Origin of the sequence: Gracilimonas mengyeensis, from assembly GCF_900182705.1 — a bacterium.
Lineage (GTDB): Bacteria > Bacteroidota > Rhodothermia > Balneolales > Balneolaceae > Gracilimonas > Gracilimonas mengyeensis.
In genome coordinates, this window is the sequence record NZ_FXTP01000010.1 from 147,129 (window position 1) to 172,791 (window position 25,663).

Below are 25,663 nucleotides of genomic sequence, written 5' to 3' on the forward strand. Positions count from 1 at the left end.
TTCAATTATCAAATTTGAGATGAGTTTTTGGTTATGTAATGCCTTTCTATAATTATGTAAAATATTTAAGATATGATCAGATATTTAGCGATAGTCTTAGTTCTTTTGATTTGTGAAAATGTAAATGCACAGGAAAACTTTATCTATGACAAAGTTTATAATCCAGAAAATATTTATGTGGTAGACGATTCATTAGTATTGATAGCTGATCTATCTAGAGTGGATGAAGAACTTTGCCTTGTCAACATATACACTGAGCACAATATTGGATGTACTAGAATTGGGTATGGACCGGGAGAGTTTAGTGGGAATGTTACGAGTATATTAATCGATCAATTAACAAGGGAAATAATTATTTGGGATGGCGGAAACCAACGAATCAGCACATTTTCATCCAGTATGGAATTACTCAAAGAAAGTCCCCCCGCAGGAGGTTTTAGTGGTGGGTTATTTGCATTTCCTTTAAAGAATGGGAAACAATTGGTTTTAAGAATGAATAGGGATTCATTTGCTGAAATTGTGGATGAGAATAGTAATTCTATTGAGTTTATTATTGAAAATGAAAGTGAATTGTTACATCCAATAAGGGATAATTTTCTTCTAAAACAAGGAGAGTTCGCTACAGAGAGCGCAAAAAATTCAATTGTCTATGTATCAAAATATTCATCCACAGTTATAAAAATATCTGAAGATGGGGTAGATTTTATTACATTGGGCAAACCAAACATTCCATTTCCTGAAAGAGAGCAAGAGGATGGTCTTAGTATTCCTTCAGCCCACAAGTATATTACGTCATCTTTGGATGTATCAATTGCAGAAAGAAACGTTTATGTTCTTCATTCAGGAAAAAAAACCAGTTATAATGAAGGATTTTGGTATTTGATTAGAGGCAGGATATTAGAGCTTCAGGACAAATTAGAGAAGGGAAAGGTACTCTTGGTTTACAACCTAAACGATGGGAGTTTCGAAAGAAGTATCGAGCTTCCATTTGAAGCAAAAAAGGCTAAAGTATACAATAATAAAGTATATGCTTTACACGAGACAAAGGGAGGACCTGTAATAACTGTATTATCTCTTGAGGAGTTATGAAAGTATATTATTCAAAATGGTTTGTGTGGATCATCTCTGGGTTTTTACTTTTTTCAGCTATCAGAAAATTGGTATATATCTTTTCAGAGGTATATATAGATATTCCTCTCATATCTTACCTTACAGATCATCCCTATGTTGCTATTTGGGTGCTTTTTGTTATTTCAGTGGTGGAATTAACTGCAGTGTTCATATTGTTATTTGGAAATAATCATATACAAGATTTTATACTTATGATATTGGTTAACTTTGTGATTATTGGAATAATATTTAGTGTTGTTGAACTGATTTATTTTGGGGAATCTTGTTTTTGTGGTATTTCAAAAACACCAGTTATTTCTATCTCAGTTAAAGTTGGATTACTACTATTATTGTTAGCTTACCGTAGAACAGGAAGAAAAACTTTAGTTTTGAAAGAAATAAGATGAGTCTTACAAATCAAATGGATAATACCTAATTCTTCCGGTCCGCAATTGATTTCCCTTTCTCGCCGCCTTCGCGGATGGCCAGTTGACCACAGCCGGCATCGATGTCATCACCCCGGCTTCTGCGAACGGTGGCGCGTACATCATTCCGTATGAGTTCCCGCATAAAATCATCAAGGCGTTCTTCACGGGCACGTTTTAGCTCCACACCAGCCACGTTGTTATACATGATGATATTCACTTTGCTGGGCACCCATTTTACAATTTTAGCCAGATCGCGGGCGTCCTGTTTGCTGTCATTAAAGTTATCAAACAGCAAATATTCGTAGGTAATGGGACGCTCGGTAGCTTTGTAATAATATTTTACGGCTTCTTCCAGGCTTTCCAGGTTCATAGAGGCGTTGATGGGCATAATCTTGTCACGCTTCTCATCGGTGGGGGCGTGCAAAGAAATAGCCAGATTGAATTCCTCCTGGTCGTCAGCCAGCTGTTTAATTTGCTTGGTGAGACCAACCGTTGATACCGTGACTCTTTTTGGAGAAAGATCGATACTTAACGGATCTGTGATGATGTGCGCGGAATTTACAATCGCTTTGTAATTATGCAGGGGCTCGCCCATCCCCATATACACAATGTTGGTGATTTTCTTCCCATACTTCTCTTCAGCCAAATCATTGATGTACTGAACCTGATCTACAATTTCACCATGGGTGAGATTACGAAAAAGCCCCATTTTACCGGTGGCACAAAAGCTACATCCAAACACACATCCTACCTGTGAAGAGACACAAACCGTCAAGCGGCGCGCCACTCCATCTGCAAAAAAATCAGGGATGAGTACGGCTTCTACCTTATAATCCTTCTCAGGATCATTAAGTTTAAACAAAAACTTGATGGTGCCATCTTTTGACTCTTGCTGCTGAACCGGCTTAATGCGGTTGATGGTGGCAATATCGTGAAGTTTCTCCCTTAAATCTTTCGAGAGATTAGTCATTTCATCAAAATTAGAAACGCCTTTTTGATAGAGCCATTGAAAAATTTGATCGGCCCGGAAACTCTGCAACCCCAGCTCTTCACAAAAATGGGTGAGTTCTTTCTTACTGAGGGCTTTTAGGTCGGTTTTGGTAGAAGTCGTTGTAGTTTGCATGTCTCAAAGATACGCATTTATAGCCCGAACATCGAATAGTTGCTGATTAACCGCCAAGGCCGCCAAGAGCGCAAAGTTTTAGAGTTATGCTCCAAGGCCTGTCCGCAGGGTTGTTAATATCCGGCTCGCTTTGTAAATCAACCGTTTTGTCTCAATTCCACTTGAACCGAAAGTGGAGAAAGATAGACGGTATTTCTTCCTTATAACCTTATGTACTCATCTCCTTTTTCACCCTTTTACTTCCTCTCATGTCCTCGCCGTTGCTCTCTTTTGCCATTGTGCCTCCCTCGTATAAAAGTTTCTTTCATAAGTTCTTTGTAGCGAGGCTTTTGGTCGTCATCGAGTACATTTCCCACTTCCGAAATATGGCGGTACAACATTCTTTCAACTTGCAAATACCGGCTGGTTAATTCATTAGAAAGGCTGTCTTTGATATCAGAATTACCCTGTCCTGAATTCGTCATAGCCTCAAAATACTCATTGCGTGTTTCGCCAAGATCTCCCATTAGCTGGCGTACTTCCCGGAAGTGTCGGCCGCGAATGGTTCGGATCGTATCAGCCTGAGCATCGGTAAGATTCAGTTCTTTTTTCATGAACTGCTGCATATGATCACGCGGAGGACGCTCAACATCCTCCTGCAAAATTTGATCGGGCCGGTCAAACCAAATCGCTCCAAGGGTGATGGCATTCAAGAGTATCATCACCACAAGTCCGGTCACGGCCCAGCGGTATTTTTGTTGATATTCCATAGGTTTTATTCCTCTTCAGTCGTTTCGGCAGATTCGTAGTAGCTGGGGTCAATAACCTGGTAGTCAGCGGCCAGCTGTTCCATAAAATTTTCGCGATCAACGGTAGCTTCTGCTTCCAGAATATCCGGAGATTGGGTGAGCACCAGTACATTCAGTGAAACAAAGATCAAAACAATGGCAGCTGCGGCAGCAAAGCCGAATTCAAGATGCCATCCCTGTCTGGGCTCAGTCTGTTCTCGGTTTTCAATCCTGGCCTGCAGGCGGCTATAGAAAAAAGAATCAGTAGTGGCACGTTCCATCTCGTCCAGTACTTGCATGGTTTTCTTTATTTCATGCTCGGTATGTTGCTTAGATTCCTTCATTTTCAATCAATTTCATTTTGTTGATAATAGGAAGCAAGTCCCTTTTGCAGGTTTTGCTTAGCGCGGTGTATTAGTGATTCCACCGCAGGCAATTTCAGTTCCATCACTTTGGCTACTTCTTTGTAGCTTAAGCCTTCCACTTTATGCAGGGTAAAAGCCACACGTTGTTTCTCGGTCAGTTTATCAATTTCCCGGAATAACACTTTGCCCCGTTCTTTGTTTTCAAGGGCCAGACCGGGATGCATAAATCCGGATTCATCCTCAGCCTCATCCGGTTCATTGAACATGGCATTCAATGCCTGAAAAAAACCGGAACGCTTTTTTCGTTTTCGATACCGTTGCAGCTCCAGTGATTTGGTTACCGCAATCCGGTAAATCCATGTAGACAGTTCCGCTTCTTCCCGGAAATCCCCAATAGAATCATACACCTGTATAAACACTTCCTGGGCTACATCTTCGGCATCGTGGGGATTCTTCAAAAAACCCAGACAAGTATTATAGACACGATCCTTGTAATCGTTTACCAGGGTTTTGAAGGCGGCTTCATCCCCCTGTGTCAGGCGCGTTATAAAGTCCGGATTTTCGATAAATCCCTTATCCGTTTTTGTTATGGGGATCTGTTGACTCAAAATTAGCTATTATATATGGAAAAGAACATGGGAGGTAATCTCGGTACCTCCCATGTTTAAGCTACTTTCAACTTATCGGTTTCTCGGACTAAATCCTCCGCAACTGCCGTAGCCGCGCATGCCTTGGCCGCGGCCACCATTGCGGAATGGTCTGTTGTCGAACAGTATGCGTTGCTCGTCCGTGAGCAAGTTGCGTACTTCCTGATGATGCTCGTTACGTTTGATGCTCATTTCAGTACGCAAAGCACCAATTTCTTCTAAAAGATCATTCACGGCACCGGCATCATAGTTTGCAGATATTTGCAGTGTTCTGAGCCGTGCTTGTTTTTCCCGAAGTTCATTACGCAGTGGCAGCATTTCTTGCTGGTTCTCTACATACAGCTCATCGATTTGGGTGCGCTGTTCATCGCTTAGGTTTAAGCGGGCCATCATCATATCATGTCGATTACCAAATGCGCCGCGATCAAATTGTGCTTGTTGATTAAAGCGTTGTCCCCGGTGCCAGTCTCTGCTGTACTGCTGTGCCAGCACAGGCAAGGAGAGGGAGGATATCAATACCGTTACAAAAAGAAAGTTCAATAGTCGTTTCATGGTGTTCTCCATTATTGGGTGTTCAGATAGTTAGATGACACCGATGGAAAAAACTTTCTGTTGAGGTAAAAATTTTTAAATGAGAGTAGAAAAGATTCTAATCGTAGATACGCAACCCTGCTTGCCACAAGGACACGAAAGCACGAAGTGTCACAAAGGCTTTATGGTTAATTCTTAGTGATACTTGGTGTCCTTGTGCCTTCGTGGTATTAATTTATTAGACCAAAGCTTTCTCTATTTTTTTAATGATAGAAACAGATACTACCCACTAAATTCTATTTAATGTCTGCTCAATGCGGTGCTTTACATATTTTAAGTGAGCGTTGTTATAGCGCTCATCGGTATTTTGAAGGGCGTATTCTACCTCCTTTTTAAGGATGGAAAGCTGTTCAAACAGCAGGGCCCGGATGTCGGATTGCTGTATATGGAAATCGGTGCGCAACTCCACGTAGCCAATATCGGGACGATAGTCACCGGGCGGATTTCCGGCCTCAGCTTCAGCTTCCAAAAGCAGATAGCTAACCTGATCTAACCACGCATTTTGCAGGTTCCGGCGGAAGGGGTCGATTTCTTCGTTATTGTTTAACTCTTTCCAGATGCTGCCTCGTACATCATCCAACATCTCGGCCGGACCGTAAGCTTCCTCTCCCAAAAGTGCCCGCTGTTCTACCAGGCGTTCCAGCCGGTGCGGTGCCATTAAATCCTTCAGGCTGGAGGCCTGGAACCACCGGATGCGTTCCACCACGCCTACATGCTCAAACGTTCTCAGAAGCTCATGATCAATCAGCCATTTGGGAGTGGCAAAAAGATGCTCATCCAAAAAAGCCATAGAGCGTTGCTGTTCTTCTTTTGAAATCTCGTTATAGATTACGCCGGGCTGACCGTAGGTTTTTAATTCTTCCGTTGAGCCTCCAATGGCTGCAATCACCCGCTCAGTCAGGCGCCCCCATTGCATGTACATTTGCATGTAGCGCATCATCACTTCCTCGTAGTCTTCGCCTTCAACGCCCATCCAGTCGATGAGATTGGGCACAATGCGATGCAGGTTTTTCATGCCCAGTTCGCTGGCTTCCACCCAATCATCGCCAATGGATTCGGTTATTTGTGTGGGGTCAAAATCATCCCTGCCATAGCCAAACTGCCGGGCGGGATTGTCACCCCGCTCCGCCACCCATTCGTTAAGAATTTCCTTTTCTTCTTCCGGTGAGTTCGCATCAGGAAAGGCTGTGTAAGCCCATTTCAGTGCCCATGCATCGTACTCTCCGTAACCGCGGTGAACACGCACGTCGCCATCTTCAGGCTGAGCTACATAATTGAAACGGGTACGTCCCACCACCGAGGCTGAGTTGCCATTCTCGTTGGTAAATTCCGGTGAGCGTAACTGTTCGATGGTATAAGCTGCATTGGCTCGTTGGTTATGGGGATATCCGAGGGCATGAGCCATCTCGTGGGAAACCACATATTGTAGGTATCTCCCCATTTCTTCCGTGGAAAGATGCGGCTTTTGTACTTCAGGATTTCGGGGGCCGGTCTGACTGAGGGAGAGCCAGTGCATTCGTTTCATGATATTCTGATGCATATTCATGTGGGCGCGGATGGTTTGGCCGGAGCGGGGATCCACTACATCGGGGCCGGCGTTAGCGGAGTGTACGGGACTTGCAATATACCGGATGACGGAATAACGGGCATCCAGCAGGCTGAAGTTGGGATCATCTTCAGGAGCCATTTCGGCACGGATGGCATTTTTAAAACCGGCCGCTTCAAAAGCTTCGACCCACTGATTCACACCTTCCATAAAATAGGGACGCCATTTTTCGGGCGTTGCCGGGTCAATGTAAAAGATGATGGGCTTTTTGGGTTCTACCAGTTCGCCGCGCTTGTAAGCTTCGGGATCTTTGGGTTCCAGCCGGAAGCGGGTTACGTATTCTTTTACTTTGCTGAATTGGGCGTCGTCGCTGAAGTCGGTTTGGGAAACGCTCATCATAGCCACGCGTTCATCATAAAAGCGAGGACGCATGGGCTCTTTGGGTAACAGGATCATGCTGTGGTTTACCTCCAATGATACAGCCCCGGTGCGTTCCTGCGAAGGTGGTTCGGCGGCTTCGTAGGTTAGTACGGTTCGAATTTCGATATTGGTGGGAAAAGTTTTGGCAAATTCTAGGTAGGAACGGTTGCGGTCTAGCCGGCTAATTTTGTAGCGGCTGCGATCACGGTTTTGCAGCCCAAATGTTTTGGAATCCTCCAGGTATAAATCGGTTACATCGATCATGGAGCTGTTATCTTTGCTTTCCAGGATATCAAAGGCGGCAATAATGGTGGGGAAGTTGGAATTTTGGACGGCGCGGTACACGGGATCATCGTGGTTGGCGCTGTTATCATAAGAGATGCCCCTCAGGAAAATCCGCCCGTTTTTCTTCTCCCAGCGCACTACTTGTTGGGGCGCTATTCGGTCGCCGCCCCAGCCCAGTCCTTGTGCGGTTTTGGCAATCCGGCTCAGTATGATCATATCCCGACCCAGCAGGGAATCCGGAATTTCATAAAACAATTTTCCATCGGATTGATGGAGAGTGAACAAGCCCTCGGAAGTTTCCATATTGGAAGAAGGGCTGCTGTTTTGCTGGCTGGATGATGATTGATTGACCGCTTGGGAAGAACTACAGGCAGAGAGTATCATCACCCCAAAAAACAAGAGCACAGAAGGAAGGCGACAAACAGTAGAGTATGACATAAAGGCAAGGCTAATGTTAAAAGACGAGCTTAAATACTCATAAAAGCCGGCTTTCTCAAAAAGCTTGCAAGTTTTTACGAATGGTAACGGGGAATTATATTCAGGCCGGGTGGTTCGAAGTGAGTACAATGGCAGTAGTACTCAGTTCTTTATCGCCACAAAGTCACGAAGGCATTAAGTAGTACGAAGGTTTTGAATGAGTAATATTTTGTGAGGCTTGGTGTCCTTGTACCTTCTTGGCATTCATCTGAGAAAGATAACTTTTAGAGGTGCAGATTGGGTAATTGTGAATGAGTAAAAAGCTAACAATCGACAAGGCTTTATTTTGGCCTGAAGAAAGGAGGGTTATTAAAACGTTCACATAGCAGTTCAATTTCAATTACAGCCTATTTTATGAAGTTGTTTGAACATTAATGTTTAACCGATATATTTAGCCCAAAGAAAATCATCTACAGAAGGTTCTAATTAAATATGAGTAAGCTCTTCTCGGAAGTAGCGTTGCGATCGCTAACCAGCCGGAACCGCATCATGGTTTCGCCGATGTGTCAATATTCTTCGGAAGATGGCTTTGCCACGAACTGGCACCTGGTACATTTGGGTTCAAGAGCCGTTGGCGGGGCCGGCATTGTGATGAGTGAAGCCACAGCGGTTTCCCCCGAAGGACGCATCTCCTACGCCGACCTGGGCATCTGGAAAGACGAACATCTGCCAAAGCTAAAGCAAATAACGGAATTTGTTAAAGACCAGGGCGCGATCCCGGCCATACAGCTGGCACACGCCGGACGCAAAGCCAGCAAAAATAAGCCATGGGAAGGAAACGAATACATCACCCCAGAAAAAGAGGGTTGGGATATTGTGGCACCAAGTGCCATCCCTTTTAAGGAAGATGCTCCGGTTCCCAAAGAGATGGAAAAGCATGATATCGAAAAAGTGATTGAGGATTTTGTAGCGGCGGCGAAACGTGCCCTGAAGGCCGGTTTTGAGATTGCGGAGATTCATGCTGCCCATGGATATTTGTTGCACGAATTTTGCTCGCCTGTGTCCAATGACCGAAGCGATAAATATGGCGGGAGCTTTGAAAACCGCATCCGGCTGGTGCTGGAAGTAACGGAAGCCGTCCGTGAAGTGTGGCCGGCCGAGTTGCCCTTATTTGTACGCATTTCTGCTACCGACTGGCTGCCTGAACGTGAATCCTGGACTATTGAGGATTCGGTGAATCTATCCAAAGAATTAAAAAAGCGGGGAGTGGATTTGATTGATGTTTCCTCGGGCGGACTGGTACCGGAACAAAAAGTGGATGGCGGTCCGGGGTTTCAAATGCCTTTTGCGGAACAGATTAAACGGGAAGCTGAGATTGCCACCGGCGCAGTAGGCATCATCACCCAAGCCCAGCAGGCAGAAACAATTTTGCGAACAGAACAAGCGGATTTAATCATTATGGCGCGGGAGTTTTTACGCGATCCTTATTTCCCGTTGCACGCCGCCGATAATTTACGTGACAATATAGAATGGCCCAATCAATACAAACGAGCAAAACCATGAGCACAGCTACAGCAACCGCTACCGATCAAAACATTTGGCAAGAACTGCGCGATAACATCTGCGAGACGGAAGTCTGGCTGCGTACCACCCTGAAGGATTTCCTGGAGGAATACGGAATCACACAGCAGCAATTCAACATCCTGCGGATTTTACGAGATGCCAATAACGAGCCGATGAGTACCAAAGAGATCAAAGCGAAGATGATCGATAAAAACTCGGATGCTTCCAGATTAGTGGATCGCTTGGTGGATAAAGAGCTGGTGCGCAAGCGTCAGTCGCCCGAAGATGGGCGTTTGATACAAGTGTTTATCAATTACGAGGGCATCAAGTTGCTGGCAAAGATTGACGACAAATTGCATGAGCTGGATGATCAGTTTGAGCTGTTATCAGAGGATGAAGCTGAACAGCTGAATGCACTCCTGGAAAAAGTTAGGGTGTAGGGAGATGTGAGTTGCGTGTTTCAGGTTGCGGGTTTCGTGATTCCAAAGGTTAACATGGAAAATTACTGCTAATTACGAAGCTTCAGCACACAGCACACAGCACACAGCACACAGCACACAGCACACAGCACACAGCACACAGCACACAATTTGTAATTAATCCTCCCAACTGCTACTATCCCCAAACAACCACAATCAAACAGGGGGATGGTATGATGAAAGGTGCAATTAGCTGGTTTGAGATTCCGGTGAAAGATATCCAGAGAGCTAAAGATTTTTACGAGGATATTTTCGGCTTCGAGATGTTTAGCATGGATTTGGGTGATGATCTACAAATGGCTCTTTTCCCGGTAGAAGAACAGACGGTAGGTGGGGCCCTGATTGAACATTCCGATTGGTATGTACCCAGCAATAAGAAAGGTCCGCTTGTTTACCTGAATGCCAATCCCGATTTGGAGAAAGTGCAGGAGCGAGTAAAGCCAGCTGGAGGGGAAGTACAAATCGCTAAAAGATTGATATCTGAAGATCACGGTTACATGGCGGTTATTTTGGATAGCGAGGGGAATCGTATTGCCTTGCATTCAGATGAGTGAGAATTGGCTATGGGTTACGGGTTACGAGGTTCAGGTTGCGTGTTTTGTGAACGCATTTTCAAACTTCTGATAGGATAAATTGGAAAAGTAGTTACCGGACGCGAACGTTCAGCACTCATTCACCCTTTATAAAACTCTTTCTTATCTACCTGAACAGAAGCTGCATAATAGGCTGCTCCTACAATACTGGCATTATTCAACAAACTGGCGGCTTTGAATTTGGTTTTAATTTTGATGTAGGGAAAGGTTTTGTCGGCTTTTTTGGAAAGCTGTCCGCCCAGGATAAAGAGGTCGGGATGGAAAAGATGTTCGTAATGTTCCAATACCAGTTGAAGCCGTTTGCCCCAGGTTTTTTTGCGGATGCCTTCTTCTTTGCGCACCCGGTTGGAAGCCCGCTCCTCAATGGAGATGCCCTTTATTTCAATTTGCCCTAATTCAGTATTGGGTACCAGTATACCGTCTACAAAAAGGGAGGAGCCAATACCTGTGCCTACGGTTAATACAATCACGGTGCCACGCTGATCTTTACCTACGCCAAAGTTGACTTCGGCCAGTCCGGTGGCGTCAGCATCATTGATGGTGCTCACTTTACAACCGGTGATTTCCGAGAAGAGGTGGTCGGCATCAGCATCCACCCAACCTTGGTCAATTCGAGTGGTAGAAAGTACAATGCCTTTGCTGGTAGCGGCAGGAAAGGCACAACCAATAGGACCATCCCATTCAAACTTTTTTACGACTTTGTGCAATTTCGAGATAAGCTTGTGCGGACGTGTATCTTCAATTTTTTGGGTAGTACGTTTTTTAGAAACGATTTCTCCTTTTTCAACATCAACAATGGCACCTTTAATACCATAACTGCCAATATCAATTCCCAAAACTTCCACGGCTGCTTTCCTGTATTAATACAAAATTAACTGCGCGTAAACTTAGCGAAAGAAATGAATAAAGAAAGAAGTTTTTTAGGTGAAATGGTGTTACAGTGTTAAAGTGCTATGGTTATATATTCAAAGCACAAAGCACAAAGCACAAAGCACAAAGCACAAAGCACCATAACACCATAACACCGAAACACTGTAACACCGAAACACTGTAACACCCTTCCCTCCAAATATAAATGGAACGCTTTGCCATACTTTTGGTATTTTTGAGGGTAGAAAGTTCATCATAAAAGCAGAGAAAAACGTGGCCCGTAAGAAATTCGACATCCCGGAAATGTATCAGTCTCCCGTAATCAGAACGGTGAAGGAGGCGACCAAAGTCATGGATCCCATGAAGAAAGACCTGGAGCCTACCAAGCTCGATTTTGGCCCGGTACAATTTTACATCCCCCGTTTTTTTGGATTCTGTTATGGAGTAGAAAATGCCATCGACATTGCCTATCGAACGGTGGCTGAAAACCCTGACAAGAATATTTATTTACTTAGTGAGATGATCCATAATCCCACCGTAAATGAAGATTTACAAAAACGCGGGGTGCAATTTTTGTTTGATACGGATGGCACTGAGCGCATTCCCATTTCATCTCTTAGTTCTGATGACATTGTGATTGTTCCCGCATTTGGAACCACCCTGGAAATACAGGAAGAGCTAAAAGAGGTGGGTATCGATCCATATCAGTACAATACCACCTGCCCGTTTGTGGAGAAAGTGTGGAAGCGTGGCAAGCAGCTGGGCAAAAAGGATTACAGCTTGGTAGTACATGGAAAACATCGCCATGAGGAAACACGGGCAACCTTCTCACATAGCGCCGATCATTCCGCAACCGTAGTGGTGCTAAATCCTGAAGAAGCACAAATACTGGCGGATATCATGGTGGGTGATCGTCCATTATCTGACTTTGAGAAATACTTTGGCCACAAAGCGACGGAAGGCTTTGATCCCATTGAAGACATGAAGCGTTTTGGGGTGATCAACCAAACGACGATGCTGGCTACCGAAACGCAGGAAGTGATGGACATTCTGAAAGAAGCGGCTATCAAGCGCTTTGGGGAATCTGATATTATTAACCACTTTGCTGATACTTCCGATACCCTGTGCTATGCCACCAATGAGAATCAGTCGGCCACTATTGCGCTGTCGGAGACGGATGCCGATTTGGCCATTGTAGTGGGTGGATACAATTCCTCAAACACCATGCACCTGGTGGAAATTCTGGAGCATCAGTTCCCAACCTATCATGTGCGGGATGCCTCCGAGCTAAAATCACCCAAAAAAATTCACCATTTTGATCAATGGAAAAAAGAGATTCTGGAAACAGAGAACTGGATCCCCGAAAAAGACGGACCGTTGAAAGTGGCACTAACCTCAGGCGCATCTTGCCCCGATGTACTGGTGGATGAAGTATTGCTGGAGATTCTGAAATACTTTGGAGGATCAAAATCTGTACAGGAAGTCATTGCCCCTTACGAAAATCCCGAAGCTCTCGAAAAAGCCTAATTACCCAAAACCTTAACACGGCAACACTGAAGCACCCTAAAATTGTAACACCATCACACTTTAACACCCTAACACCCTAATTCAACACCGTAAAATAAGCCACGGCTTTAGGCTGAAAACTTCTCAGGCGTAGCTCAAATTGGTCAGCAGTCAGCTCGATATCAGGCGTTACAAAACCGGTGGAGTCTTCCACAATTTTGGAATAGGGGATATACACTTCGTAAGGCTCTATCTTCGCCACTTCGTTGAATTGCTCGATCGGTACGTCGTACTTAATAGTGACCGAAGAAGGATTGTAGTTTACATTTTGTCCCCGTGGCAGTCCCCTGGTTCGGATATAGACAGTTGTTTGCCCTTCTGTAAATTCAGAAACATTAGCGGTAAAAGTCACCTGTTCAGCAGAAAGCTCAATGACGCCATTCGAACCACTTATTGGAATGATTCGGGTGATGTCTTCCCGGATGTTATTCATGCGCAAGGTGTCTTCAATAACCCATTCGTTTACCTGCTGGATGTTGGATTGAGCCCCTGTGATAGTGATACTATCCGGGCGGAGTACCGGGTCACCTACCAAACCAAATCGGTTCTGAAAATTGAGATCACTATATATACGCACCGGTACTTTCTTAGATACTTTAGGTTCCATATCAACAGAAAGTAAAAGGGGCTGAACCTTGGCGATGTCAATATCCTGGAGATAGCTTAGTCGCTGGCGAACCTGGTCAAAGAGGTTTATTTCATTGTCTTCCACATTAATGGAAACGGTGGGGGGATCACTGTACAAATTCATGAGTTGCCAGCCATCGCCGGAGATTCCCACCTGTACAAATTCGGGTAGCTCTTCCGTCAGCGCCATATTTTCGGGCACGTTGCCGGGCTCAATAGGAACATTAAGGTTGATGTTAAAGCTGTCACTCAGGTTTACGATAAACCACAGGCATACGGCCATGATGTATGCGGCTATGAAGACAATCACTTTTTCCCGGCGCAATATCCTTACCTCGGTTTCCTCCGCACCAGGGGTGGTGCCGGGTTTAACCGTGTTTTTGATACGGGTAAATATGGGATGATTGAAAAATTCAGACATACTTTAATATAGAGGGGAAGGGTTGCTTAGTCAATTAGCTGCGTACAACAATATCGCCTACGACATCACTTTTAACTTTGCTATTTAATCGTTTTGCAATACTGAAACGATTCGCATGAATTTCGTGTCGCCAGGATGGATTTTTGACTTTCATAACCAGTTTGTTGCCCTCAAAATGCAAGTCTTCGGCTTCCTGGGCAATACGCTTGCCCACCACTTCTTCAAATGCGGACAGAACCATACCCTGACGCAATTTTCTTTTTTGGGGAAATTTGTCGAGAAAATCTTGCAGAACAGAACTCAATGACTGTGGAGTATCAAATCTCATGGCGAAACTTCGGTTACGGTTCCTTTTTCTACTTTATAGAATCGGTTGTCGGTACCATCAAAGGTAACATAATTTTCAAAAGGAACCGGATTGGCGGATGTGATAAATATTTGGCCGTGATGTTGTTGCAGAGCATCCAGCAAAATTTCGGTTTTATTAAGGTCCAAATCACCAAAAACATCGTCCAGCATCAGGATGGGTAAGTCGTCCAGTTCATCCGAGTAATAATGCAGTTGAGCCATTTTCAGCGACAGGGCAAAAAGCCGGTGTTGACCCTGAGAGCCATATCGACGCAATTCAAAATCATCCAGGAGAAAAACCACTTCATCCCGGTGGGGACCAATAGTTGTGATCTCCCGGTCAATTTCCTTGGGCTGAGCCTCCTCCAGCTGTCGGTAATATTCCTTTTCGATGGCTTCCACATCACTGGTAGGTTCGCAGAAAGTTTGATATTCCAGTCCTGCCGTCAGCTCCATGCCCGATATCATCGCATAATCTTTATCCAGGTAATCCTTGAGATTTTCAAGCACGCTGTGCCGTTTGGCTACAATGCGTGCCCCCGTTTCAACCAGCTGCACATTCCAGGGTTCCAGGTAAGCTTCCAAAACTGAAACAGGTCCCCGGTACTCCTGAAGCAGTGAATTCCGTTGTTTGCGGATGCGGCGATAGTCAATGAGATCACGCAGGTATTTTGGGGATATTTGGCTGATGAAGGAATCGATATAAGATCGGCGCTCAGCGGGGCCCTCAAGGGTCAGCTTTTTATCATCGGGGGTGAGGGTTACGACCGGCACCATCCCAATGAGGTCGGAAAGACGTTCCAGAGGGGAGTCGTTTACAAAAATCTTTTTTCCATCCCCACGGGAATAGGAACACGACACCTCAAACTCCGAGCGGATTTGCCCCTCGAAATGCCCTTTTATCATAAAATAACTTTCATCCTGATTGACCACATACATATCAGAATTAGACACAAAACTGCGCGACATGCATAAATAATGAATGGCGTCAATTAGGCTTGTTTTGCCTGAGCCATTGGGCCCGGTGATTACATTCAGGTGAGGGGCCCATTCCACACGGGTTTCTATGTGATTTCGAAAATTCCGAAGATCGGTATAGGTGTTTAGCATGGGCCTATGGTACGCATTCTGTGACTTTTAAGCAGATAGATTTGGCGTTGGATAAAGATTGATAGAGAAAATCTTGTTGATTGTAATCAGTCATTGATAAAGAAAAAATTTAGGTAAAAGCTCAGGCTGAAAATTCACAAAAAAAAGCCGCTCCCTTAAAAAAGGAGAGCGGCTGAAAAGCTACTATCACACTAAGTAAGAGCAGCTTCAAAGCCATTCCTTACAAAATTTTTTGAAAAATCCTGCAATAAGCAGATATAACCCTTATTTCCTGATACTCTAAAACTATTTAGCGAGCAGCATTTTCTTAATAAGAACGGTTTCTCCTGCTTGCAGGCGATACATATACACCCCGGATGCCAGATTGCCCGCATCAAAGCTTGCGTGATGTGTTCCTGCAGATTGCCTTCCGTTTACCAAAGTGGCCACTTTTCTTCCCAGTACATCAAACACATCCAGGCTAACCAAAGAGTTTTCCTTCAAGTGGTAGGTAATGTTTGTATTGGGATTAAAGGGGTTTGGATAATTCTGCTCCAAAGCAATAGCTGAGGGTAGGGCAAGTTCTTCTTCGGATGAAGTGGCAATCCTGTTCTCGGAGCCGGGCGTTCCTCCTGCTTTTACGGATGCCGCCCAGTTTTCGGCAAGTGCGTTGTCTGAGGAGGGATCGGTCAGTTCCAGTGAATAGCCTCCGCCATCTGCTTCCAGGGGCCAGGGAGCTTCATCTGTATATTCCAGGGAATCAACGAGTATTCCGTTTTGATCATACACACGCACCTGGTCGCCACCACCACCAAGTCCAAAATCCATAGAGCCAATAACGTTATTTCGGGAACCGTAGATTTCCTGAAAAGCTCCAAGGTTTTGAGAGATTACCAGGTAGCCGGTTTCAGCAATCAGAGTATTTTCGGGGAGGATGAAAGTGTGTTCATCATCATCGTCCTTTATGGTCCAGCCACCTATATTCATGGCAAAGTCGTTGGGATTGTACAGTTCAATCCAGTCTTCCGGATCTTCCTCATCCGGCGCATTATACATGATTTCATTGATGACGATTTCGGAAGTTTCTGTTGGCAGTTCTTCGAAAGTAGCCGTCAGGTCAGGTCGGTCTTCCGCTTGTATTGTGATGTCTCGGCTTGTTGAACTTGAGCTTCCACTCCAGCCGGTAAAGCGGTAACCGGGAGCGGGGAGAGCACTAATGGTAACCGGTAAGCCGCCAAAATACTCACCAGTCCAGGGATAGCTATCCGGTATAACTCGGTTTACCTGTACCTGACCTCCGGCACTTGCTTCTACGGTTACTGGGTTTCGAGCCTCAATATCAAAATAGTTAATGACTTGAGAGGCTATGTATCCCTGCCGGTTTTCCCCAAAATTCTTCAGTACGTTGATCTGATTTTCCCAGTTTCCAACCGAGCGATTCCAGCGACTTTGATGCGCCCCGATTTCCGGTTCAATCCGCTGGGCCAATGAATCTATCACACTTACAATATGGTCTGCCGAAAAAGTGGTGTTGAGCAAATCCGCGAAACGATTTACAAAAGCATGCTGAAAAGATTCATTCTCCAGCAATTTCCGAAACATATAAGTTGACCACGCCGGGTTGGGCCAATAATCTGGGTCTGTATGGGAACCATCGGTAGCAAAGTTCATCATTTCTTCTTCCGGTGGACGGTTGCCATACAGGTTAAATCCAAAGTCGGTATCATAAATAATCCATCGGAATTTAGCACCATCCCTGCGTTCTCTCCAGTAGCGCACATTGTTGCCGGGCCAATCCTGGTTGGCGAAAAATATCTCAGAAACCTGGTAGTCAATAAAGCTTTCCACATCCACGTATTGTAGTACCGACTGATAGCCGGCTTCAGTTTCCATATCAGCGTTTCCAAAGGCTTCTATCATGGCATTATAGGCATCGCTTTCGCCGTGCTTTATTTGGCCGTTATTCTCGATAAGATCGATATCGTCAGAATCTACATTGTGATTGGAAGCCACGAAATGTTCATTAATCTTTTCACGGACGTTATGGATACCCCAATACTCACCATTTCTATACATGACTACTGGCTGATAAGCTTGGTAATCCAATTTGGTATGATCTTCGATCAGTGTAGTCATCATGGCATCGCGAAGATGGGCTCCACCAAAATCGTTACCGCCGTTTCTTAGTATGAAAGCCTGGAAGGTGTCAATGTCTTTCTCTTCAAAAAGCTTGTATTGCAGTTCCGGATTTCCGTAATTGCCCCGAAAGAAAACAGACAAGGATTTTTGGGGGTTCTGTCGGCTGCACCCACCAAATATTTTGGTGCCAATGTTAGAGCTGAAACCAAGGCTTTGGTTCTTTTCATAAAACTCCATATGAGCTGGAATTTCCCAATCCTGGTTCCAGTTAGCAGGGAAGTTCTCGCAGTTTCCTGTAATACCATTGGTGCCCCTCACATAAATTCCACGCTCATCGCTTTCCCATAAATCAGGTTCGGCTACCATTGAAATAACAGGCAATTCGTGCTGTACATCTACAAAGTAAGTGTAAGTTTCAACATCTGAGGAAAGCCTTCCATTTTGAATGGCTCGCAGGCGGAGCACGGTGGTTTCATCAAAAGTGTAGGGAGGTGAAAACACCAGGTCAGACTTACCGGGAACGCTTCCATCGGTAGTGTAGTAAATATTATCCGAGCTAGAATTTGCAAAACCAACACTTACGCTTCCATTATAAAACCCGCCGGTATTAGTAAGCGGAGGCACCGTAAGGCGTTCAGCAAAACCATCGGCACTGTTGGCCTCCATGGGGGTTGTTTCGGTAAAGATTACCCAATTTTCGGGATCATCGGTTGAACGTCCATAAGATTCATCTGGATTTAAGGGCGGATAACTGACAGAATCCACGACGGTTTCATCCGGATGTGTAAGAACGACGGTTTCCCCATCGGAACTTAATTTAAAGTTGGTATGTGGATAAGTGAGTTGAGTGAGTTCCAGGTTGGTTTCATTCGCTACTCCTCGTGTTTCTTCAGGATTTACTGTTCTGCCAATACTAAGAAATGGGATGAGGCTTAAATCAGAGGAACTTTGGGTTACATTGTGGACCTGTATGGCCAACACGTTTTTGCCCTCTTTCAACAAGTAGGTGAACTCATGCAAGGGTATAGGCGATAATGACTGGCCTTGATATAATAAAGCTTCAGAATCGGTGGTGGCGGTGTTATTAGAAGCCGAACCGTTCATGTTTTCCCGCGAAATTTCTTCACCGTTCAAATAGGCGATGTAGCCATCGTCGAAGTCAATATGAAGCAGCATGCGCTTAACATTCTCCGGGTCTTCGAGGTTGAAGAAGCTTCGGGTGAATACGGAGACGGTACGAATATTAGTTTCCGTGGCATCGTCTCCGTCACCATAGCCAATGCCGTAAGTGCCTTCTCCCCAGGCGCTGTCATTGAAATCTGGTTGAACCCATTCCGGCGTTAAAAGTGAAGAAGGGGAGTGATAGCGGATACTATCACCTTGCCTTACAACGGTTTCCCAATAGGCGGTAAAGCCTTCGTGATTTTTATCCGAGGCAAAAAGGAGGTAATAACCACCGGCAGCCAGTTCCGTTTCGGGGAATTCCCATTGAAAAGGGTCCTCAGGATCGTCAGAGATGCCAAAGCCAGTAAGGTCTACCGGTTCATCTCCGGCATTATACAGTTCAATCCAGTCGGGGAAGTCGCCGTCTTCATCCGGTAGGCCTTCCTGGTTGCTGGATACCAGCTCGTTGATAACTACTTGTCCATTTACCGGTGAGATGAGAAAAAAAAGCAGTGAAAAAGAAAGGCAAAGCAAAGGTATGCTGTGAAAAATTGATTTCTTCATTGAGTGAGTACCCTGTACATAAAGTGATTGAGTGGTTAGGTACCAGCAATGTATATCAAATTAAGTTCAATAGAAAAAGGAAATAGCGCTTTAAGATTAAGGCCGGCAACAGGGTAAGTAAACAGGAAAACAGAAGCTATTAAAAAGCCGCGGGCCTTTACAAAAGACCAGCGGCTTAGAGGGTGGTTGCTATGAAATGTTATTTACAGTCCAAAAGCGTCTTTGCCGAGGAACAAGGCGGAATCTCCCAGTTGCTCTTCAATGCGCAATAATTGATTGTATTTGGCAATACGGTCGGTACGGCTCATTGAACCGGTTTTGATTTGTCCGGCGTTGGTAGCCACAGCCAGGTCGGCAATAGTTACATCTTCGGTTTCACCAGAACGGTGAGAAATTACAGCCGTATAGCCGTTTTTGTGTGCCATTTCGATGGCATCCAGTGTTTCGGTGATGGTACCTATTTGGTTCACTTTAATCAGGATAGAGTTGGCAATGCCGCGCTCAATTCCGGTAGCCAAACGCTCGGTGTTGGTCACAAACAAGTCATCACCTACCAGCTGTACTTTGTCGCCGATGGCGTCAGTCAGTTTTTTCCAGGCATCCCAGTCGTTTTCATCCAGACCGTCTTCAATGGAAATAATGGGATATTGGTCGGCCCATTTACTCCAGAATTCAGCCATGGCATCGGTATCTTTTTTAGAACCGTCACTCCATTTGAATTCATACAGTCCGGTGTCAGCATTGTAAAACTCGGAAGCAGCCGGGTCGAGAGCAATCAGCACGTCTTCTTCAGGAGTATAGCCTGCTTTTTCAACGGCTTTCAGAATTACTTCAACGGCTTCGTCATTTGATTTCAGGTTAGGAGCAAAGCCACCTTCATCACCTACAGCTGTGCTGTATCCTTTATCGGAAAGTACCTTTTTGAGATTGTGGAATACCTCGGCGCCGATTTGTAAAGCCTGACTAAAAGACTTTGCACCAGCTGGCATAATCATGAATTCCTGAAAATCTACACTATTATCGGCATGCGAGCCACCATTGATGATATTCATCATGGGCAGTGGCATAACTTTAGCGTTAACGCCGCCGATGTATCTCCAAAGCGGCATGCCCAATTCTTCAGCCGCTGCTTTAGCAGTAGCTATGGAAACTCCAAGAATAGCGTTGGCTCCCAACTTAGCTTTGTTTGGAGTGCCGTCCAGTTCCAGTAACAGATCGTCTAAATCTACCTGGCCAAATCCAGATAATCCGCGAAATTCTTCAGCGATAATAGTATTTACATTTTCAACGGCTTTACGCACGCTTTTACCCAGAAAATAATCTTTGTCACCGTCCCGTAATTCAACGGCTTCGTGCTCTCCGGTAGAGGCACCGGAAGGAACAGCAGCCCGGCCAACGGCTCCGCTTTCCAAAGTTACATCCACTTCAACCGTGGGGTTACCGCGCGAGTCGATCACCTGTCTTGCATGAACGTCTTCAATAAAACTCATTTGTAAAATTCTCCGATTTGTTAGTGATAAGTATTGCCTCAAAGGTACTGCGATTTAACATGTACTTAAAGCCATTTCACGTGAAGTTTCGTAACTTTGTTGAAGATTGTATTAAATTTTAGGCAATCCATATTAATTTAGGGTCAATTTCTCACAACCGTCCTAAATAATGACTCTGTGGAAGTATTTGACCTGGTAAATTTTTCATAAAAACTCATTCATCTTGCAGAATCAAAAACCCCATCCGTGGGTTATCCTTTTTGATATCGACGGAACCCTCCTGAAAGTAAACAGCAAATACAACCGCGGTCATCTTCGCAGAATTTTGGATGAACTGGATATTGATTATCCCGATATGGAAACCGATTCCTTCTCAGGACGCACCGATCATGATATCTTTACTTCCTTTTTGGTGAACCATGATTATGACGAGGAGCTGTACCAGGAATACAAAGTCAGGTACCTGCACTACATGCAAAACGTGCTCTTGAAAGAAAGAGAACAAGTGACACGGCATGACGATATTGATGAAGCCCTCGAGTTCTTTTTTGAAGGGGATTTCATTTGCGGACTGTTAACAGGTAATTACTCGCAGGCTGCAGACATAAAACTGGAAGCTGCTGATATCGACCGTGATTTTACCTTTGGTGCTTTTGGTGAATTCGAAAAAGACCGAAATAAGTTGCCGCAATTAGCCATAGATAAAGTAAAGGAACTCTATGACTTCACCCCCGAACCCTCTCGTTTTCTAATTATCGGGGATACTCCCAGAGATGTTCAGTGTGCAAAGAATGCAGGAATGAAATGCGTCGCCGTGACAACAGGTCGCTATGATCGCCAGGAGCTGGCAGAACATGGCCCCGATGTTATTATCGACAGTTTGGCGAATCCCAAAGAATGGTTTGCTGAGGTAACTACCTCTTAAGGAGTGATTAGTTTGGGTGAGGAGTGTTGAGTTACTATTTCGATAACTAACACCTAAAAACTCAAACCTAAAAACTATTTACCACATCCAGCCAAATACGAAACTTATCTGTGCAGTGCCGAAATAGCTGCGGCGGCCATTGGCTTCAACTGTAATGAGATTATCGTTGTCATCATACTGGGGTTGGCCGCCAGGAGTGAGATCTGCTTCCCGGGGTTGCAGTACCTGTATGCCTTTGGCAAAGTAGTTCATGGTGTAGCCAAACTGTACGGTGGAGAGGTTAGCGAAATTGTCGCCAAAGTCTATACCGATACCCACTTCGCCACCATAGCCCCAGTGAGTTTTAGACTCTTTCCAGCCGGAAAACACATCGTATACCGGTTCAATGTAATTTCTGTATAAGAAACGGTCGTTCTCTCTGAATTGATTGTTGTTGGCATCGTTGAAGTAGGCGTAAGACCAGGCAAAAACAGGTCCGCCACTAATGGTGCCAAAGACCCGGAAGTTATCAGAAATCTGTTGGGCAAAGAACCTTTGCTTAAGACCAATGAAAAGTGGTACGGAAACAACCCGCTGATATTTGTCGGGGATCGTGCGGTAGCCTAGAAAATCAATAAAAGTTTGTTCGGTTGGATCTTTCAGAGCTGAGATTCTGAGTGTAGCAATGGCTTCGGTATATTGGTTGAGGCCAAAACGAAACTGACCTCCCGCGCCAAATCCAAAATCATTTAGAAAAGGGTTGAAACCAAAGCCGGTTCGGTATCCTTCGTCATAAAGGCTGCGCGGGTTCTCTTTTTCCTGAACATCGGGCTCACCAAACTGGGCAAATACCTGCTCTCCTGACAATAACAGGGTGAAGACAAGGGAAATAAAAATCAATTTTTTCATTCAAAAAGGGCTTTATACGTGTATATGGACGGAATTTGTACTGTTCAACGAATTTTTCTGCTTTTTCTTATTGCCTTAAAGCAATATCCTGTTATTTTCAGCACAAATTTTTGATAAATAAAATTCCACCAAAAATAATCAATTCAAGCTATAAAGCATGAATTCACATACAACTTATTTCGTATTTGGCCCAACTGCAACGCTACGCAGGATGTCATCCAAAATGTTCAAAGAACATGCTCCCAAGTTTCTCTATGAGTATTCACCTGAGGAGAGTAAAGAAACAATTTACGTAGCGGTGTACGAGGAATACGAGAAACAGATAAATTCGAGTGTAACCCTTACTTGTATTGTTGAGAGTTTAGGTAAGCACAATAAAATTGTGCTCAAGAAAACCGGCGGAAGAATGGGATTTCGTGGAAGTTCGCTTTCGGAAGAGCGAAATGTAGAATCCAACATCATTGATTTTATTCTGGATTTTGCGAAGCGCCACGGCCTGACCCTTCAGGAAGAAAAGCCACCCAAACCTTCAGAGGAAGAATAACAGATGCCTCAAACTCCTTCCATTTGGACGGTTTTGAGCATGCTGGAATGGGCAACCGAATATTTTGAGGAAAGACAAGTAAAGTCACCCCGCTTTAGTATAGAGTGGTTGTTGGCGGATGTTCTGGACATCAAGCGCCTTGATTTGTACCTGTCATACGATCGTCCCTTATCTTCTGACGAATTGGATTTGCTGCGCCCAATGGTTAAACGCCGGGCTGCTCATGAGCCACTGCAATACATTACCGGTGAAACGGATTTCCATCACATCAAAGTGAAAGTGAAACCGGGAGTATTAATTCCCCGGCAGGAGACCGAGCAGCTGGTAGAGCTCATCTTAAATGAATACAATCAGGAAGAACCCAAAAAAGTACTGGATGTAGGTACTGGTTCCGGTTGTATCCCGGTTGCACTAAAAAAGGCACGGGAATCCTGGGAGGTTTATGCTTCTGATATTTCTGAGGAAGCCCTTCAGCAAGCTAAAATAAATGCAGAGTATAATGAGGCTGAAGTGCATTTTGCCAAAGATGATTTATTTGTTCCTAAGGCTTTTTCTGATAACCGCTTCAATATCATCGTTTCAAACCCACCTTATATACTTAACGATGAAAAAGAGGGGCTGGACAAAGAAGTAAAAGAGTACGAACCGGAGTCGGCACTATTCTGTGAGTCAACGGAAAAAATGTATGGGGCTCTCGAAAAATTATGCAGCGAAAAATTGCAGCCAGAGGGAGTGGTTTATCTTGAGCTGCATGAAGACCATGCGAAGGAAGTACTTGATTTATTTTTAACGCGAAATTGGAAGGCGGAATTAAAAGAAGACTATAGCGATAAGCTCCGTTTTTTAATAGCAAAAAAGGCTTGATTTTACCCAAAAATTTTTGCGTTTAGTCTCCCAAAATAATTCACAGGTAAAATGTGGAAAACTTGTGGAAAAAAATTTATCCCACCTATCATGCATTTATGATTTAGGTTAATTGAGTGTTACGGCATTGTTAAGCGGTGTCAAGTGAAATTTTATACTTTTCCGGGAAAAATCATATCTCACTGTCTGTCAGTGGTTTACAGGTATTTGAGGAATGTGGATAACTTTTTGATAACCCTTGTTAATGGGTTTGACAAGTGTGGAATAAATTGCCATTTTCTCAGCGGAACGAAGCCAGCACCACTTTGCCAACGTGTGGATAACTGGCGATGAAATGGACTTAAAACACTAAATTTTACACCTGAGGGGGAATTGTAAAATTGCACGATCTATCGGTTGAATCAGCTTGGGATGAATGTCTCGATATTATAAAAGACAATATTAGCTATCAGAAGTATAAATCCTGGTTCGAGCCAATAAAGCCGGTATCCTTACAGAATGGTACACTCACCATACAAGTACCCAGCCAGTTCTGGTACGAATGGCTGGAAGAGCACTACTATAATATGCTGCGTTCAACGCTGGCAAAAGTATTGGGGCCTGAGGGTAAACTGGAATACTCCATAGTAATGGAGAAATCGGATCAATTTGAAAACAATCGTTCGGTGCGTATGCCGCAGCGTCCTATGGGACCTGTGCAACCACAGGAAACCAACGGTTATCCTGAGTCTCAGCCCGAGCGTATTGAGAATCCTTTTGTGATACCGGGTATCCGCAAGACCAAGATTGACTCTAATCTTAATACCAATTACGTATTCGAACGTTTTATAGAAGGCGACTGTAATCGGCTGGCACGTTCAGCAGCCATGGCTATTGCCGACAATCCGGGAAGTAATTCTTTTAACCCGTTTTTTGTTTACGGACCTACCGGTTTGGGGAAAACGCACCTGGTGCAAAGCATCGGGAATAAGATTAAGGAGAAGTATGGCGATGAGAAATCGGTACTCTATATTTCTTCTGAAGCTTTCACTAATGAGTTTGTGCATGCCATCCGGAATAACCGGGCCAGTGAATTCTCCATGTTTTACCGCAATATTGATGTGTTGATGGTAGATGATATTCAATTCTTCAGTGGTAAAGAAAAAACCCAGGAAGAGTTTTTCCACATCTTTAATGCCCTGCATCAAGACGGAAAGCAAATTATTTTAAGCAGTGACCGTGCACCCAAAGACGTACCTGATATCGAAGAACGCCTGATTTCCCGATTTGGCTGGGGACTAAGTGCCGATCTTAAAATGCCGGAATACGAGACCCGTTATGCAATCCTTGAACGGAAGGCCAACGATAACGGTATCGAGATTGATCCGCAGATCATTGAGTTCATCGCTCACAATTTCAAATCAAATGTACGTGATTTGGAAGGGGCCATCATTAAGCTGCTGGCTCATGCTTCTTTGCAGAATATAGATGACATTGATCTGGCAATGGCCAAGCGTGTGCTTAAGGACATGGTGAAAGAATCAAACACACAGATTTCTATCGAATCTATTCAAAATTATGTGTGTGATTACTTTGGTATCGATACCAACAAAGTACGTGAGAAAACCAGGAAGCAAGAGATAGTAGAAGCCCGGCAAATTGCGATGTATCTTTCCAAAAAATTCACCAAATCAAGCCTTAAAACGATCGGACTTCATTTTGGCGGACGTGATCACTCTACTGTAATTCACGCTATTTCTACGGTGGAAGAGCGTATTTCTACCAGTCCCAAGCACAAAAAGATGGTAGAAGAGTTACATCAACGCATTGAAGTAGCCAGCCTGTAAGTAC

The 25,663-nt window shown here is 44.4% G+C and carries 23 protein-coding genes; 10 read left to right on the plus strand and 13 right to left on the minus strand.

Features of this window, described 5'->3' with window-relative positions:
* Positions 1-72 precede the first annotated feature (72 nt).
* A complete protein-coding gene (locus FN815_RS12370) occupies positions 73-1,089 on the plus strand; it encodes a hypothetical protein (RefSeq protein WP_142454950.1) in 1,017 nt (338 codons plus the stop codon).
* On the plus strand, positions 1,086-1,517 hold the full coding sequence (locus FN815_RS12375; RefSeq protein WP_142454951.1) for a hypothetical protein: 432 nt from the start codon (positions 1,086-1,088) through the stop codon (positions 1,515-1,517). The genes FN815_RS12370 and FN815_RS12375 overlap by 4 nt, the downstream gene beginning before the upstream one ends.
* Positions 1,518-1,542: 25 nt before the next feature.
* On the opposite strand, the gene rlmN is transcribed toward FN815_RS12375, so the two are convergent.
* From rlmN to FN815_RS12405, 6 genes are all read right to left on the minus strand, one after another.
* Positions 1,543-2,661, minus strand: a complete 1,119-nt coding sequence (gene rlmN / locus FN815_RS12380) for a dual-specificity RNA methyltransferase RlmN (RefSeq protein ID WP_142454952.1) — start codon at positions 2,659-2,661, stop codon at positions 1,543-1,545.
* 236 nt (positions 2,662-2,897) lie between these two features.
* On the minus strand, positions 2,898-3,410 hold the full coding sequence (locus tag FN815_RS12385; protein ID WP_142454953.1) for a Spy/CpxP family protein refolding chaperone: 513 nt from the start codon (positions 3,408-3,410) through the stop codon (positions 2,898-2,900).
* A 5-nt stretch (positions 3,411-3,415) separates the two neighbouring features.
* A complete protein-coding gene (locus tag FN815_RS12390; protein ID WP_142454954.1) occupies positions 3,416-3,772 on the minus strand; it encodes a hypothetical protein in 357 nt (118 codons plus the stop codon).
* A gap of 2 nt (positions 3,773-3,774) precedes the next feature.
* Positions 3,775-4,401: an RNA polymerase sigma factor gene (locus FN815_RS12395; protein WP_246075272.1), complete on the minus strand. Its 627-nt coding sequence runs from the start codon at positions 4,399-4,401 to the stop codon at positions 3,775-3,777.
* A 72-nt stretch (positions 4,402-4,473) separates the two neighbouring features.
* Positions 4,474-4,992, minus strand: coding sequence for a Spy/CpxP family protein refolding chaperone (locus FN815_RS12400; protein WP_185957284.1), 519 nt, complete (start codon positions 4,990-4,992; stop codon positions 4,474-4,476).
* Between the two features lie 268 nt (positions 4,993-5,260).
* Positions 5,261-7,720, minus strand: a complete 2,460-nt coding sequence (locus tag FN815_RS12405) for a zinc-dependent metalloprotease (RefSeq protein WP_142454956.1) — start codon at positions 7,718-7,720, stop codon at positions 5,261-5,263.
* A gap of 471 nt (positions 7,721-8,191) precedes the next feature.
* On the opposite strand from FN815_RS12405, the gene namA reads away from it, so the two are divergent.
* The 3 genes from namA (at position 8,192) to FN815_RS12420 (ending at position 10,295) form a co-directional block, all read left to right on the plus strand.
* Positions 8,192-9,262: an NADPH dehydrogenase NamA gene (namA, locus tag FN815_RS12410; RefSeq protein ID WP_142454957.1), complete on the plus strand. Its 1,071-nt coding sequence runs from the start codon at positions 8,192-8,194 to the stop codon at positions 9,260-9,262.
* Positions 9,259-9,702: a MarR family winged helix-turn-helix transcriptional regulator gene (locus FN815_RS12415; RefSeq protein WP_185957285.1), complete on the plus strand. Its 444-nt coding sequence runs from the start codon at positions 9,259-9,261 to the stop codon at positions 9,700-9,702. Before namA ends, FN815_RS12415 begins: the two co-directional genes overlap by 4 nt.
* A 212-nt stretch (positions 9,703-9,914) precedes the next feature.
* Positions 9,915-10,295 carry a VOC family protein gene (locus FN815_RS12420; RefSeq protein ID WP_246075274.1) on the plus strand — a complete coding sequence of 127 codons (381 nt, stop codon included), beginning with the start codon at positions 9,915-9,917 and terminating at the stop codon, positions 10,293-10,295.
* Between the two features lie 119 nt (positions 10,296-10,414).
* Here FN815_RS12420 and ppgK read toward each other — a convergent pair whose 3' ends face one another.
* The gene (ppgK, locus tag FN815_RS12425) at positions 10,415-11,179 is read right to left on the minus strand and encodes a polyphosphate--glucose phosphotransferase (RefSeq protein WP_142454959.1); all 765 of its coding nucleotides are present in this window, start codon (positions 11,177-11,179) and stop codon (positions 10,415-10,417) included.
* Between the two features lie 280 nt (positions 11,180-11,459).
* Here ppgK and FN815_RS12430 point away from each other — a divergent pair, with 280 nt between their 5' ends.
* A complete protein-coding gene (locus FN815_RS12430; protein ID WP_142454960.1) occupies positions 11,460-12,731 on the plus strand; it encodes a 4-hydroxy-3-methylbut-2-enyl diphosphate reductase in 1,272 nt (423 codons plus the stop codon).
* A 76-nt stretch (positions 12,732-12,807) separates the two neighbouring features.
* Here the strand turns inward: FN815_RS12430 and FN815_RS12435 are convergent, their stop codons facing one another.
* From FN815_RS12435 to eno, 5 genes are all read right to left on the minus strand, one after another.
* Positions 12,808-13,818, minus strand: coding sequence for a CdaR family protein (locus FN815_RS12435; RefSeq protein WP_142454961.1), 1,011 nt, complete (start codon positions 13,816-13,818; stop codon positions 12,808-12,810).
* A 34-nt stretch (positions 13,819-13,852) separates the two neighbouring features.
* Positions 13,853-14,146, minus strand: a complete 294-nt coding sequence (locus FN815_RS12440; RefSeq protein WP_142454962.1) for a DciA family protein — start codon at positions 14,144-14,146, stop codon at positions 13,853-13,855.
* Positions 14,143-15,276 carry a DNA replication/repair protein RecF gene (gene recF / locus FN815_RS12445; RefSeq protein WP_142454963.1) on the minus strand — a complete coding sequence of 378 codons (1,134 nt, stop codon included), beginning with the start codon at positions 15,274-15,276 and terminating at the stop codon, positions 14,143-14,145. Before recF ends, FN815_RS12440 begins: the two co-directional genes overlap by 4 nt.
* A gap of 285 nt (positions 15,277-15,561) precedes the next feature.
* Positions 15,562-19,122 carry a CotH family protein gene (locus tag FN815_RS12450; RefSeq protein WP_142454964.1) on the minus strand — a complete coding sequence of 1,187 codons (3,561 nt, stop codon included), beginning with the start codon at positions 19,120-19,122 and terminating at the stop codon, positions 15,562-15,564.
* Between the two features lie 203 nt (positions 19,123-19,325).
* Positions 19,326-20,612, minus strand: coding sequence for a phosphopyruvate hydratase (gene eno / locus FN815_RS12455; protein WP_142454965.1), 1,287 nt, complete (start codon positions 20,610-20,612; stop codon positions 19,326-19,328).
* A 223-nt stretch (positions 20,613-20,835) separates the two neighbouring features.
* On the opposite strand from eno, the gene FN815_RS12460 reads away from it, so the two are divergent.
* The gene (locus tag FN815_RS12460; RefSeq protein ID WP_142454966.1) at positions 20,836-21,537 is read left to right on the plus strand and encodes an HAD family hydrolase; all 702 of its coding nucleotides are present in this window, start codon (positions 20,836-20,838) and stop codon (positions 21,535-21,537) included.
* Positions 21,538-21,615: 78 nt separating this feature from the next.
* Here the strand turns inward: FN815_RS12460 and FN815_RS12465 are convergent, their stop codons facing one another.
* Complete coding sequence (locus tag FN815_RS12465) at positions 21,616-22,425, minus strand: hypothetical protein (protein ID WP_142454967.1); 810 nt, start codon at positions 22,423-22,425, stop codon at positions 21,616-21,618.
* A gap of 157 nt (positions 22,426-22,582) precedes the next feature.
* On the opposite strand from FN815_RS12465, the gene FN815_RS12470 reads away from it, so the two are divergent.
* From FN815_RS12470 to dnaA, 3 genes are all read left to right on the plus strand, one after another.
* Positions 22,583-22,969, plus strand: coding sequence for a hypothetical protein (locus FN815_RS12470; protein ID WP_142454968.1), 387 nt, complete (start codon positions 22,583-22,585; stop codon positions 22,967-22,969).
* Positions 22,970-22,972: 3 nt separating this feature from the next.
* Positions 22,973-23,833 (plus strand): peptide chain release factor N(5)-glutamine methyltransferase, encoded by an 861-nt coding sequence (gene prmC / locus FN815_RS12475; RefSeq protein ID WP_142454969.1) that lies wholly within the window; start codon positions 22,973-22,975, stop codon positions 23,831-23,833.
* 380 nt (positions 23,834-24,213) lie between these two features.
* A complete protein-coding gene (gene dnaA, locus FN815_RS12480; protein ID WP_142454970.1) occupies positions 24,214-25,659 on the plus strand; it encodes a chromosomal replication initiator protein DnaA in 1,446 nt (481 codons plus the stop codon).
* Positions 25,660-25,663 lie beyond the last annotated feature (4 nt).